General features: G+C 51.8%; 14 protein-coding genes. 10 read left to right on the forward strand and 4 right to left on the reverse strand.

Annotated features, from left to right (window positions below; all coding sequences use genetic code 11):
- The first annotated feature begins 397 nt into the window (after positions 1-397).
- The 3 genes from LI241_RS10530 to LI241_RS10540 all read left to right on the forward strand — a co-directional run bounded on the left by LI241_RS10530 (position 398) and on the right by LI241_RS10540 (position 1,235).
- Positions 398-544: a hypothetical protein gene (locus LI241_RS10530; protein WP_008690262.1), complete on the forward strand. Its 147-nt coding sequence runs from the start codon at positions 398-400 to the stop codon at positions 542-544.
- 78 nt (positions 545-622) lie between these two features.
- Positions 623-880 carry a hypothetical protein gene (locus LI241_RS10535; protein ID WP_227151271.1) on the forward strand — a complete coding sequence of 86 codons (258 nt, stop codon included), beginning with the start codon at positions 623-625 and terminating at the stop codon, positions 878-880.
- Positions 864-1,235, forward strand: coding sequence for a TnpV protein (locus LI241_RS10540; RefSeq protein ID WP_071431004.1), 372 nt, complete (start codon positions 864-866; stop codon positions 1,233-1,235). The genes LI241_RS10535 and LI241_RS10540 overlap by 17 nt, the downstream gene beginning before the upstream one ends.
- A gap of 48 nt (positions 1,236-1,283) precedes the next feature.
- Here the strand turns inward: LI241_RS10540 and LI241_RS10545 are convergent, their stop codons facing one another.
- From LI241_RS10545 to LI241_RS10555, 3 genes are read right to left on the reverse strand one after another with little or no spacing between them, the layout of a single operon-like run.
- Positions 1,284-2,309 (reverse strand): virulence RhuM family protein, encoded by a 1,026-nt coding sequence (locus LI241_RS10545; protein WP_071431002.1) that lies wholly within the window; start codon positions 2,307-2,309, stop codon positions 1,284-1,286.
- An 11-nt stretch (positions 2,310-2,320) separates the two neighbouring features.
- Positions 2,321-3,229, reverse strand: coding sequence for a hypothetical protein (locus LI241_RS10550; protein ID WP_071431000.1), 909 nt, complete (start codon positions 3,227-3,229; stop codon positions 2,321-2,323).
- Positions 3,230-3,285: 56 nt separating this feature from the next.
- On the reverse strand, positions 3,286-4,218 hold the full coding sequence (locus LI241_RS10555) for a hypothetical protein (RefSeq protein ID WP_071430998.1): 933 nt from the start codon (positions 4,216-4,218) through the stop codon (positions 3,286-3,288).
- Between the two features lie 154 nt (positions 4,219-4,372).
- Between LI241_RS10555 and LI241_RS10560 the strand changes: the two genes are divergently transcribed.
- The 7 genes from LI241_RS10560 (at position 4,373) to mobQ (ending at position 11,698) form a co-directional block, all read left to right on the forward strand.
- Positions 4,373-4,681: a transposon-encoded TnpW family protein gene (locus LI241_RS10560; RefSeq protein ID WP_180956844.1), complete on the forward strand. Its 309-nt coding sequence runs from the start codon at positions 4,373-4,375 to the stop codon at positions 4,679-4,681.
- On the forward strand, positions 4,672-6,729 hold the full coding sequence (locus LI241_RS10565; RefSeq protein WP_101692893.1) for a recombinase family protein: 2,058 nt from the start codon (positions 4,672-4,674) through the stop codon (positions 6,727-6,729). The genes LI241_RS10560 and LI241_RS10565 overlap by 10 nt, the downstream gene beginning before the upstream one ends.
- 70 nt (positions 6,730-6,799) lie before the next feature.
- Positions 6,800-7,429, forward strand: coding sequence for a CHC2 zinc finger domain-containing protein (locus LI241_RS10570; RefSeq protein ID WP_101693965.1), 630 nt, complete (start codon positions 6,800-6,802; stop codon positions 7,427-7,429).
- Complete coding sequence (locus LI241_RS10575) at positions 7,401-8,702, forward strand: phage/plasmid primase, P4 family (protein ID WP_227151273.1); 1,302 nt, start codon at positions 7,401-7,403, stop codon at positions 8,700-8,702. The genes LI241_RS10570 and LI241_RS10575 overlap by 29 nt, the downstream gene beginning before the upstream one ends.
- A gap of 516 nt (positions 8,703-9,218) precedes the next feature.
- Positions 9,219-9,434: a DUF6471 domain-containing protein gene (locus tag LI241_RS10580; protein WP_227151274.1), complete on the forward strand. Its 216-nt coding sequence runs from the start codon at positions 9,219-9,221 to the stop codon at positions 9,432-9,434.
- A gap of 12 nt (positions 9,435-9,446) precedes the next feature.
- The gene (locus LI241_RS10585) at positions 9,447-9,653 is read left to right on the forward strand and encodes a DUF3847 domain-containing protein (RefSeq protein ID WP_227151275.1); all 207 of its coding nucleotides are present in this window, start codon (positions 9,447-9,449) and stop codon (positions 9,651-9,653) included.
- A 350-nt stretch (positions 9,654-10,003) separates the two neighbouring features.
- Positions 10,004-11,698 carry a MobQ family relaxase gene (mobQ, locus tag LI241_RS10590; protein ID WP_008978057.1) on the forward strand — a complete coding sequence of 565 codons (1,695 nt, stop codon included), beginning with the start codon at positions 10,004-10,006 and terminating at the stop codon, positions 11,696-11,698.
- Between the two features lie 270 nt (positions 11,699-11,968).
- Here the strand turns inward: mobQ and LI241_RS10595 are convergent, their stop codons facing one another.
- Entirely contained in the window at positions 11,969-12,142 is a 174-nt protein-coding gene (locus tag LI241_RS10595) for a hypothetical protein (protein WP_008978056.1), read from the reverse strand.
- Positions 12,143-12,367: the final 225 nt, after the last annotated feature.

Raw genomic sequence — 12,367 nt, forward strand, 5'->3', positions numbered from 1 at the left:
CTCATATTAGGGTAACCCTGTTCATGTTGGTACTAACTTAAGTATAGCACGCTTTCTACGAGCACGCAATGAATATTTCATTTGTATCTGGGACTTTTAAGGGATCTCATTTCTACCTCTGCGAACATAGAGCAGGGACAAAACGCAAATTATACAATTATAAAATTCGCACTTGGAGTTAAAGCATTTCATATGCTGAAAGAAGATTGCGGCTATGTTCTATATATCAGCATACTGATACACTCGTCTAATACGCATCATCCATCACACTGGAAATGGTGAGCGTCCCATGGAGCTTTCTAAAGCCATCTGATTCCTTCATATGAATGGATAACTTATTTCATTATGTACAAGCATTTTTGGATGCTTTTTAAATATAGTGTAGTGAGGTGGTTTCATGGCAAATGATGTTAAAGTAGTTTGCAAGAATGTTTTTAAAAATAGTGATACAGCGGCTCTGCAGAAAGTGTTTACTATGAAATGGATAGAATTGATAAACCAATTTGAAAAAAGTAAGGGGCACTCTACCCCTGCGAGTTGTTAAACAAGCGATTCTGCAAAGTGTTATCATAACATAAGCAGTGATCGTTTGTTTTGCCATCTTTGAAAAGGAGAACAAAACATGATGAATACGTCAAGGGTTGCGATATATTGCCGCTTATCCGAAGAAGATAGAAACAAACAATCAGAAACAGATGACAGTAACAGTATTCAAAATCAAGAGTTAATATGTAAAGGGTGGTTTCTCCCACCTAATACATATGACTGCGGCTCATTTGTGGTGAATGGAACAGCAGTTGTAGGAAAGGAGAAGAAAAGTCCGTATAACCGCTGGAAATCAACACAAAAAGGAGCTAATTTTTATGAAATCTCTATTTGAGGAAATGGGCGGCACTTACCGTCAGGAGGGCGATTATCTCATTCCAAACCTTGCGCTGCCAGAGGAACCGGAATACCAGATTGGCAAGTATGGACATATGCGCCGCAGCTATCTGAAAGAACATCGCCCTATTTTCTACACAAACCTGCTCACAAACGGAACGCTGCATCGGCACCTTGCCGAGATCGACCAAGCCTGCAACGAGCGCATGGAAATCATCGTTTCTGCAATGGTGAAGCAAGAAGGCGTGACCGAAGCACTCAAAGCTGCCGATCAAATGGAATGGGTACGCCGCATGAACAGCATCCGCAGCCGCGCGGAGGAAATCGTTTTGACCGAGCTTGTATATGAATGACAAATGCCCGTTATCGGTTGCGTGGCCGATAACGGGCATTTTTACACTTTAGTTCTTTTGTTCCGTGCTGGCTACCAGACGGTCAAAGTCGCTCTGATACAGATGATCCTGAATGACGCGGTACTGCTCAAACTCGCTTTCGGCAAAGGCTTTTGCAATGGCAGCGGTGACTTTTCCCTTATTTTGCAGAATCTCTGCATCATTGAATTGCAGAAAAGCGTCCAGCTTGGAGGCCCAATCTGCCATGGTCATGGGAATATGCCGTCTGGCCTGCCGGGTAGCATAGTCCAGATACATGGTGACGATTTCGTTCAGTTCCTGCATTTCATCCATGGATAAGTAATTTTTTGCAACGGACACATCTGCCTTGACAATCTTGCCGTCAGGAGCATTCTTCCATGAGGTCAGCCCCATGTGTTCCTTGGTGTGATCGGCTCGTGCCATAATGACCTCTGCCGCTGTGCCGCCATGGACGGCATAGTGCATCTTATTCTGAACTGTGGCAAAGAAATCCTTTGTGGTCTGGCTATCGAGAGAGTAGTCCACAGCAGTGGCGTAAATATCCGTAATTTTCTGATAGAAGCGCCGTTCGCTGGCCCGAATCTCCTGAATCTCGGAAATCAGGTGATCGAAGTAGTCCTCATCAAAAATCTGCCCATTGATGAGCCTGCTCTTGTCCAGCACATACCCCTGCTTGGTGAAGGTGTCCAGCACCTTGGTTGCCCACTGGCGGAACTGCGTGGCTCTGCCGGAATTGATCCGATAGCCTACGGCTATGATGGCGGACAGAGAGTAGAACTTATAGTGATAGGTTTTTCCGTTATCCGCAACTTGTGCAAAATTTGCACAAGTTGCATCTTCGGACAATTCACCGCTTTCATATACATTTTTCAGATGCTTTGTCACAACGCTCCGGTCTACATCAAAAAGCCGTGCAATGGCCTTTTGGGTCAGCCAAACGTCGTGATCCTGTACCCGTACCTCAATGCCATCCTCATGGGCATCTTTCGTGAACACAAGGAAATCCACTGTGCTGTTGCGGATTTGCAGTTTATCCTTCTTGGCGTCTGCCATGTCGTTTCACCTCAATCTTCTTCGCTGGTTTTCTTCCCACGGCTCTTATAGACATTATACTGATTCTTGCAGCGGGGACTGCAAAAAGCGGAATTGGAGCGGCTGCTCAGGAACACCTTCTGGCAGTGCTTGCACAGCCGCAGGGGCTTCTCTCCGTCCACCAGCAGGAAGCTGAACATCATCTGGATGCCCAGCAGCAGCGAATGGAAGTCCCAATAGATGGTCGGTTTGTCCAGCAGCTCAATATGATAGCTGGGCGCAATGCCGCCGAAAGCAGCCATGCCTTTGCGATACAGATTCCGGGTATCCTCATCGATCAGGTCATAATCGTTGTAGTACAGAATAGATGTGGTCAGCGTAAAGGCCCAGTCCTTGAACTGCTGCGCCACCCAGTCATAGGCTTCAGCATACTCTCGCTGGAAGCTCATGGTTTTCGCCATGGGTTCACTCGCAAAGGTCATGGTCAGCGCCACCATCATGTTGTCGCCGGACACGCTCCATCTGGACTCAATGCCCTTCTTGACCAGATCCAGCTGGTCAAAGGGATAGAATAGCGCCAGATAGTCCTCGGTTTCCATGGATTCTGCCTTGATGAAGTGGTTTTTCGGCAGATAGACCGCCTCATAATCCATGAAGGACGGCGTGGTGGGCAGCGCTGTCATCAGGCCCAGCAGACCGTAATGGGTTACAAATTCCAGAATGGCCTTCTGCACCTCGTCCTCCGGGCTGCGGTTCATCATCAGCATTCCCACATTCAGCGCATCCAGCACGATTCCCGGCGCTTCCTTCAAGGGATTATATATGTCGGGCTTGGCATTCTTCCCCGGCGTGATATACCGCTTGCCGTCTGCGGCTGTTTTCAGTTCATAGCGGTCATACCGTACCCAATGGGAACGGGACTGCTCAAAGAGATTCTTCATGGCGCTGTTCCTCTCAACTCGTAATCCAACTATATATTAACCGTATTACTATTGTATCAACCGTCCTTGTCATCGTCAAGGGCGGCTTTCTTTTTTCTCGGTTTGGTTTTGTTTTCCCGGCGGATCACGGCATCTTTGCCCATGGTTTGCAGCAGTGCTTCATATTCCTCTACGAACTCGCGCTCCCGCAGAGTAATGCTGTAGTCCCTTTCCAGCTTTTCACTCAGATGCTCATACATCCGCCTTTGCAGCTTTTTCTGAATGGTCATACGCAACTTTCGGATATTCCGGTCGGACTGCCCACGGATGGCAGCAAGCCTTGTGGTGCTGTATTGCTTGACGAACAGGTAATACAGTACCTCCTTCTGTTCATCACTGAGGGTGAAGAAGAGCTTGGAGAGAAAACGGTTTGCTGTCAGCTCATGCAGCTCGTAGGGACAGGAGAAGATGATGTCGAGAAAATTTCCCTGACAGAGCTGGCGGAACCTTGGCAGATTCATCCAGAGGGGAGCAATTCTCGGCTCTGGCACGGCCTGAAACTCCAACGGCACATCCCCGCGCAGGTTTTCGTGGTCACGCTCCCGGCGTTCCCGATTTCTGTCCAGCTTGTTCCACTCGTCTACCACAGTCAAAAAATCCGATTCCGTCCGGGCTGCTTCCTCCAGCCGCCGCACAGCCTCTGCGCGAATTTCCCGCTTGAGCCGTTTTTCGCTGGTGGGCGCGGCTTCCTCTTCCTCGTCCTCCAGCTCGGCGGCATAGTTTCTGGGATGCTCGTCCTGCTCCAGCTCGCTTTCCAGCTCCAGCGTGCGTTCCTCTGCAAGCGCTTCCTCCAGCGATTCGTTCTCCGGCGCACCGTCCGACGCATCCTCCCAATCGGCAAAGCTATCCTCATCCATTTCAAGGTCGGCTTCCTCTATTTGCTCCTCGGTATCTTCTTCCTCATCGGAAAAATCATCATCCCACAGCAGTTCATCCTCCCATGGTTCCACGACAGCTTCACCTCCTCGAAAAAATATTTTTCTTTTTCTCAAAAAACAGTTCCGATTTACACCCCGTTTTTCTCCTATTAGTGAAAGGGTAATCTAAACGCAAGTTACTAAGGTTACTATCTTAAACACAGAGGGTAGAAAGGAGAAAAAGAACATGGAAAACCAGCATAAAGACATGATTGGCTTACAGCCAACGGAACCGGACTTATTATACCAAAAACCAACAAATTACGCAAGGAGGAAGCCTATGGAGCAAACGAAACAGGAACAGTTCATCATTCGGCGCATCGGCGGCACCACCTATAAGGTAAGGGTCGCATTCAGCGAAACAGCGGTGGAGACCATGGAGGAAAAGATTCTGCGGATGATCCGCAATGAAGGGGTTACAAATGACGGCACTTGTGCTATAATGGAAGCACCACAAATGAGCCGTCAGTCTGAAAGGAGCGCCGAATGCGCATGAAACAGACTGAGGAAAAGATCACCGCTCTGTATGAGCGGCTAAGCCGTGACGATGACAATGCCGGTGATAGCAACTCCATCGTGAATCAGAAAAAATACCTCGAAAGCTATGCCCAGCAGAGAGGCTACACCAACTGCCGCCACTATACTGATGATGGATGGAGCGGCGGCAATTTCGAGCGTCCGGCATGGAAACAGCTGGTGGCGGACATTGAAGCAGGCAAGGTGGCCCATGTCATTGTCAAGGATATGAGCCGGGCGGGGCGTGACTATCTGCAAACCGGCTTTTACACAGAGGTATTCTTCCGGCAGCATGGCGTCCACTTTGTTGCCATTGCCAACGGCGTGGACAGTGATGACCAGAACAGCAACGAGTTTGCGCCCTTCCTCAACATCATGAACGAGTGGTATCTGCGCGACCTGAGCCGCAAGCAGAAAACCGCCATTCGGGTCAAGGGGGAATCCGGCAAGCCAACCACCAACTGTGCCATCTACGGCTATAAGAAAGACCCGGAGAACAAATACCACTGGCTGATCGACGAGGAAGCGGCTGCCGTGGTGCGGCGTATCTTCCAGCTGACCATTGAGGGCAAAGGCCCCTACGACATCGCCCGCATCCTGTTTGATGACAAGATCAACACGCCTGCGGTCTACTTCGGCAAACAGAATAAGGGCATCTGGAAAAGCAAGGAGGAGTTCCCCAACCCCTATAACTGGAGCGGCTACATCGTTGGGCAGATTCTCTCCAAGCCGGAGTATATGGGGCATACGGTGAATTTCCGTTCCCACAAGCAGTCCTATAAGGATAAAAACGCCGTGATGAATCCCAAGGAAGATTGGCTGATCTTCGAGAACACCCATGAAGCCATCGTGGATGCAGAAACATGGGAGCTGGCACAGAAGCTGCGGAAAACACCACGGCGGCATGATACGCTGGGCGAGGCCAATCCGCTGACGGGGCTTGTATTCTGCGCGGACTGCGGTGCAAAGATGATGAACCATCGCTCAAGAGGCGGCACGGAGAATAATCCTTATCCGTCGGACTTTTACGATTGTTCCACCTATACGCTGGCACATCAGAAGCGCACCCATGCTTGCAGCGGACACTATATCCGCAGCAAGGTGCTGCGGGAGCTGATTCTGGAAACCATCCGGGCAGCCAGCACCTTTGCCATCTCCGACCGGGACGCCTTTCTGGAGAAGGTGCGCTCTGCCTCCCAACTGCGGCAGGCAGAAGCGGCCAAGGAAACCAAGCGGAGGCTGAACAAGGAGAAAAAGCGGATTTCCGAACTGGATACCATCATCAAGAAGCTCTATGAATCCTTTGCCGTCGGGCGCATTACCGGTGAACGCTTTGACAGTCTGCTGGCAGATTACGAAAATGAGCAGAAAGCGCTGACAGCGTCCGTCTCCGAAATGGAAACGCAGATGTCCGCCTTTGCGGAGGACACCGACCGGGCCAAGCAGTTTCTGGAGCTGGCAAAGAAGTACACGGATTTTTCCGAGCTGACCACGCCCATGATCAACGAGTTCGTGGAGAAAATCATCGTACACGCTCCAGAAAAGATCGACGGTGACCGGGTGCAGGAAGTGGATATCCACCTTCGCTTTATCGGGCAGTTTGAGCTTCCCGCACCGGAGCTGACCGAGGAAGAAATCAAGCGGCAGGAGCAGCTCAAACGGCACCGCATCAAGAGCCGGGAGCGGTATCAGAAAATCAAGGCCGGTGAACACGCTGTCGGACAGCCCTTCATGCTGACCTGCAAATGCTGCGGACAGGAATTCGCCTCCAAGCGGACAAACACCCTGTTCTGCGGTCCCAACTGCCGCTCCAAATTTTACCGGCAGGAGGCGGCGGAGAGCCGCAGCCGGGAGTGTACCTGCGAAAACTGCGGCAAGGTGTTTACCACAACGAGGTCAGATGTCAAATACTGCGGTGACGATTGCCGTTATCAGGCACAGATCAAGCGACAGGGCGTGCGGAAGAAAGCCTTGCGAGGGGCGAAGATCGAACCGGCAGTGCCGGAGAAAGAAACAAAAACAGCATAAGATAAGACGCAAATGGCGGCTTGCCCCTTAATGGGCAGGCCGCCGTTTTTTGCGCAGAAATGGAGGAACAATGAATCTTTTCGAAATTGTAAAATACGGCGTAGGCTGCCGGGAGGCGGCGGAGCGGTACGGCGTGGAGGTCAACCATTACGGCATGGCCCTTTGCCCGTTCCACAATGACCGGCATCCCAGCCTGTATGTGGCAGATGACCACTACCATTGCTTCGCTTGCGGGGAACACGGCGATGTGATCGACTTTGCCGCAAAGCTGTTCGGTTTGCCGCTCTATGAGGCGGCACAGAAGCTGGCAGCGGACTTTCACCTTACCCCGGACAAGCCGCCCAGCGCAGCGGCGCTCCACGCAAAACGCATTCAGACGGAAGCACAGCAGCTCAGGGAAAACGAGCGGCTGTGCTTTTCTGTTTTATCCGATTACGCCCATGTGCTGCGGGACTGGAAGGTGCAGTATGCGCCGCAGTCACCTGACGAGCCTGTTCACGCACGGTTCGTGGAAGCCTGCCGTAACCTCGACCGGACAGAATACTACTTAGATATTCTGTGCGCCGGGGATTCCCACGAACGTGCCGAAGTAATTCAGCAGCAGATGGCGGACGAAAAGCTGGACGGGCTGCGACGGAGGTTAGAGAAAATTCACAAGGAGGAATTGGAAGATGGATATGACACCGCAGACGTGGCCTGAGTGGTACGACGGCAGGCACATCAACGAGGTGCTGTTCTGCCAGCAGTTTTTGGAGAAACACCCCATGAAATGTGTGCGTGGGCGGCTTTTCACCGTGGACGGACTGATCGAGGATGAGGGGCAGATCGGCAATCTCATTCTGGAGGAAATCTCCGGTGTGCTGACCGCCAATCTCTCCAAGACGGTTGCGAATCTGCTGGCCAGCATCAAACTGCAAGCCTATTCGCCGCCGCTGCCCATTGAGACGGACCGCATCCACGTTGCCAACGGGACGTATTTTATGAACGGTAGCTTTACCGCCGATAAGAGCTACTGCAACAACCGGCTGACGGTCGCCTACAACCCTGACGCACCCACTCCGAAAAAGTGGCTGCAATTCCTATCAGAGCTGCTGCAACCGGAGGACATTCCAACCTTGCAGGAATTTCTCGGTTACTGCCTGCTGCCTACCACCAAGGGGCAAAAAATGCTCATGCTCATCGGCAAGGGCGGCGAGGGCAAAAGCCGCATCGGTCTGGTCATACGCTCCCTGCTGGGCGACAGCATGAACACCACCAGCATCCAGAAGGTGGAGAGCAACCGGTTCAGCCGTGCAGACTTGGAAAACAAGCTCCTGATGGTGGATGACGATATGGATATGAGCGCCCTGCCCAAGACCAATTATATCAAATCCATCGTGACCTCTGAGTGCAAGATGGACATGGAGCGCAAAGGCGTCCAGAGCTATCAGAGCCAGCTCTATGTTCGCTTCCTCTGTTTCGGCAACGGTGCGCTGACTGCCCTGCACGACAAATCCGACGGCTTCTTTCGCCGCCAGATCGTTCTGACCACCAAAGACCGGCCCGCAGGCAGAGCAGACGATCCGTTTCTGGTGGACAAGCTGCTGCGGGAAAAGGAGGGTATCTTCCTCTGGTGTCTGGCGGGGCTGCACCGGCTGATCGGGAACAATTATCAGTTCAGCATTTCAGGCAAAGCCAGAGAGAACATGGAAACAGTCAAGCGCAGCAGCAACAATGTGATCGAGTTTCTGCAATCCGAGGGCTATATCCGCTTTCGGGCAGACAGCGAAGCCAGCTCCAAGGCGATCTATGAAGCCTATACAAGATGGTGCGACGACAACGCGCAGAAGCCCATGTCTGCCAACCGCGTCAGCTCCGAGCTTGCACAAAATGAGCGGCTTTACAATGTAGAGGCCACCAACAATGTCCACGTCGGCGGTAAGCGGGTGCGGGGCTTTGTGGGCATTGAGGTGGTCAATCTGCCGCCGTATTGAAAACGAGAAACGGACTTCAAAACAGCCGTACACGCCGTACACTCTGTACGGCTGTTTTTGATTCCATCCTAAAAAACCGCTTTTGCTTGTGCGCACCGTGAAGCATTTCACGGCAGCGTGTAAAATCTGCCGCTGAATCGGCGCCTGGTACGCAAAACAGGCGTACAGAAGTGTACACAAAGAGACTTTGCCGTACCGAGCCGTACACTGGCGGCTCAATTTAGCGGCTTCAAAATCAGTGCTTGTGAAATCCGTGAAGATTTTTGCCGCAGATTGAACGCACTGCACCATCCGGTGATTTACCGGAGCGTGAAGCCGATGCACCTGACGGCGGCATATTCTGCCATTCCGTATGCTCTCACGCAGAACAGTGAAGCCGGTAGGGTGCTGTTACGAATAGGTTATCACGGACGGAAATCTGAGCAGATTTGTTGCACGGCAGATTTTTCACCGCAAAGCGCACACAGTTCACTTACTCAAAAACCAATATCACGAAAATATGGAGGTAAAAAGTTGATGAAATCCAATCTGAGAAATGAAATCAAGTCGTACATTGTCCGTCAGGGAATGACCATGCAGGAAGTGGTCGATCTGCTGCATGACGAGCATGGTTGGAGCGACAGCGTATCCAACCTGTCCAACAAGCTCCAGCGGGAATCCTTGCGCTACACGGAGGCCGTCCAGCTTGCGGATGCGCTGGGGTATGAGATTGTCTGGCGAAAGCGAAAGTGAGGAGGGATTTTTATGACAGAGGCAGAAAAGAAGTTGTTGCAAGCGCAGCATCGTTTAGAGGAAGTGCAGGCACGGAATCGGGTCAAGGAACGAAAGGCCCGTACCCGCAGGCTCATTCAGGAGGGGGCGATTTTGGAGAAAATGCTGCCGGAGGTTCAGTCTGTTGAGTTGTCTGAACTGGAGGGGTATCTTTCACGACAGCTGGAAAAACAAGACTGAGATACGAATGGGAGGTCTCCGGGGAACCGGGGGCTTCCTCTTTTTTCTCCCGTAAGGGCGCACTTACTCACCACCCTAAAGGGCAGTGGTATTTCCTGCGGAAATCGTGCGCTCTGCGAGGCGGATGCGGCTGCTGCGGCAGCCTCCAGACAATGCCACAGCACTTGCAGGGTGCTGCTGTCATCGTCTGCGCAGGTCGCAGTTGTTTCTGCTTTGGAAACAGCTTGCACCCTGCCCGCACAAACCTGCCACCGGCAGCTTTGTTTGCGGCTATGCCCGAAGCTCATCTTCGGGGCATTTTCTCTTTTGCGAAAGAGAAACAGAAAAAGGAAGAACGAGGTGAAGAAGATATGGCGATTTATCATTTGGAAGCGAAGGTGGTCAGCCGGGGCGCAGGCCGCTCCGCAGTAGCTGCTTCTGCCTATTTGAGCTGCTCCCGCCTGTATAACGATTACGACGGGATTCAGCACGACTACACGAAAAAACAAGGGCTTGTCTGGCAGCAGATGTTTCTGCCGGAATATGCCCCACAGGAATGGCAAGACAGAGAAAAACTGTGGAACGCCGTGGAGGAAGTAGAGACAGCAAAAGACAGCAGGCTTGCCCGTGAGTTTGTTGTGGCTCTGCCCATAGAGCTAAACCGGGAACAGCAGATCGAGCTGCTGCAAGACTTTATCCGGGAGCAATTTGTGTCCGATGGAATGTGCGCCGACGCTGCCATCCACGACACCGACGGTCACAATCCCCACGCCCACATTCTCCTGACGGTGCGCCCGCTGGATGAGCAGGGACGCTGGCAGTACAAGACCGAAAAAGAATATCTCTGTATGAGAAACGGTGAAGAACGAGGCTTCACCGCCGCCGAGTTCCGGGCGGCGCAGAACGAGGGCTGGGAGAAGCAATATCCCTACAAGGTCGGCAAAAAGAAGGTCTATATGACACCGTCTGCTGCCGAGGCGCAGGGACTCATCCGGGCTGACAAGCATCCGAAGAGCACCCGCTACGGCAGACAGAACCCCATCTCCGAACGTTGGAATAGTGAGGAGCAACTTGTGACATGGCGGGCTGCATGGGCGGATGTGACCAATCTCTATCTGGAGCGCGCCGGACGGGCGGAGCGAATCGACCACCGCAGCAACGCAGCCAGAGGTCTGGATGAGCAGCCTACCATCCATGAGGGAGTGACCGCACGGGCGCTGGAGCGGAAAGGGATCATTGCTGACCGCTGCGAGATCAACCGGCAGATCAAGGCGGACAATGCCTTGCTGCGGGAGCTGAAAGCTGCGGTCAGGAAGCTGGCACAGGCGGTAAAGAACACCCTCCCGGTTATTGCCGAGGCGATGGAAAAGCTGCGGGCAAATATGATTGTTTTCCGCTATCAGCTGCGGCATATCGGCCGGGGCAGGCAGCGCATGAAAGATTATATCCACGCGGTTCAGCCGAATCTGGTGCGCTATACCGAGCTGGTTCAGGAGATTCGGGGCAAGGGCAAGGAACGCAAGTCTTTGCTTGCCCAAAAGAAGGAGACACCCCTCTATCTCATCCCGAAGCAGTGTGAACTGTCCCGCCATATTGCGGAGCTGACCGAGGAATTGGAAGAGCTGAAATCCGAGAAGGATATGCTGCTGCACTCGCTGGAATGCAGTGACGATGCCGGTATCGCTGCTGTGAAAAAGGACATTTCCACGATGGAAGCCGCACTAAAAAAGCTGTCGCAACAGGAAGAAAAGTACACGGCTGAGCTGAACGACGCTTTGCAGCAGTATGCTGATTTGAAGACGCAATCGGCAGAATTCGACCCAGACGAATTGCAGGACGCAAGGCTCGACCTGCGTCCTGCAATGGAGCGCTCTGTGGTTGACCGTGTGCAGTCTGCTTACGGAGATAAGTACGATTACTTGATGATGTACGACAGCAAGCGGGATGTTGCTGATATACTTCATGAGGAAACGGAAGCTCGCTCCATCCGTGAACATCTGCGTCAGAAACAGCAGGCACAGCAGAAGCAAAACAAGAAGAACAGCAGAGACACTTGGGAACGATAATATATATATGCTACCACATTCTTGCGCTTACCTCTATCCCAACTATTGACATAGAGCCGCACAAATTTAAAGGAGCACGGTCGTGGCTGACCGTGCTCCTTTAGCATCGCTTGCGATGCATAGTCACAGATGGAATCTGTGTCAAAGGGGTTCGAGGATTTTATCCCAGACAGGCGATTTATAAGCCCCTGCTGCGGCAGGGGCTTATAAATTTTGCATGAGTGGGTACCGCCATGCATTGCTCGTTAAGATCGTGCCCAACTTTTTTACTTACGCCGCATCGAATATTTGCGAGATAACAGCCCCTGTATATGCGCCTGCTGCACTGGCAATTAAGTTCACAAGTTCAGATTTTGCTTTTTGCTCACTTAACTTCAACAATTCATCACCACGAGGAGAACAGTCGTATGCGTTAGCACCATGTGGCGAGCCACATTTCGTCATTTCATAGGCTCACTAAAGAAGAGAAACCATTATCTCAGCTTATCGTTTCGATTTCTCCAAGCAAATCATTTTTTCCTGAGTTGCTAATTTTATCTGCAAAATTGACTTATTTATGAGGACTATCATAATCTGCACGCGCTGGAACACAAGAGCAACTTTTTGAAATAACGTACCTTTGAGGAGTCTGGACTGGCTCCTCTTTTTTGTTGCACAAATTGTGCAGGC

It is taken from the genome of Longicatena sp. 210702-DFI.1.196, assembly GCF_020563125.1.
Lineage (GTDB): Bacteria > Bacillota_I > Bacilli_A > Erysipelotrichales > Erysipelotrichaceae > Longicatena > Longicatena caecimuris.

Coding starts and splice junctions, on each gene's coding strand:
- LI241_RS10530 (WP_008690262.1), top strand. CDS start 398: ATGGCAAATGATGTTAAAGTAGTTTGCAAGAATGTTTTTAAAAATAGT.
- LI241_RS10535 (WP_227151271.1), top strand. CDS start 623: ATGATGAATACGTCAAGGGTTGCGATATATTGCCGCTTATCCGAAGAA.
- LI241_RS10540 (WP_071431004.1), top strand. CDS start 864: ATGAAATCTCTATTTGAGGAAATGGGCGGCACTTACCGTCAGGAGGGC.
- LI241_RS10545 (WP_071431002.1), bottom strand. CDS start 2,309: ATGGCAGACGCCAAGAAGGATAAACTGCAAATCCGCAACAGCACAGTG.
- LI241_RS10550 (WP_071431000.1), bottom strand. CDS start 3,229: ATGAAGAATCTCTTTGAGCAGTCCCGTTCCCATTGGGTACGGTATGAC.
- LI241_RS10560 (WP_180956844.1), top strand. CDS start 4,373: ATGGAAAACCAGCATAAAGACATGATTGGCTTACAGCCAACGGAACCG.
- LI241_RS10565 (WP_101692893.1), top strand. CDS start 4,672: ATGCGCATGAAACAGACTGAGGAAAAGATCACCGCTCTGTATGAGCGG.
- LI241_RS10570 (WP_101693965.1), top strand. CDS start 6,800: ATGAATCTTTTCGAAATTGTAAAATACGGCGTAGGCTGCCGGGAGGCG.
- LI241_RS10575 (WP_227151273.1), top strand. CDS start 7,401: ATGGATATGACACCGCAGACGTGGCCTGAGTGGTACGACGGCAGGCAC.
- LI241_RS10580 (WP_227151274.1), top strand. CDS start 9,219: ATGAAATCCAATCTGAGAAATGAAATCAAGTCGTACATTGTCCGTCAG.
- LI241_RS10585 (WP_227151275.1), top strand. CDS start 9,447: ATGACAGAGGCAGAAAAGAAGTTGTTGCAAGCGCAGCATCGTTTAGAG.
- mobQ (WP_008978057.1), top strand. CDS start 10,004: ATGGCGATTTATCATTTGGAAGCGAAGGTGGTCAGCCGGGGCGCAGGC.
- LI241_RS10595 (WP_008978056.1), bottom strand. CDS start 12,142: ATGACGAAATGTGGCTCGCCACATGGTGCTAACGCATACGACTGTTCT.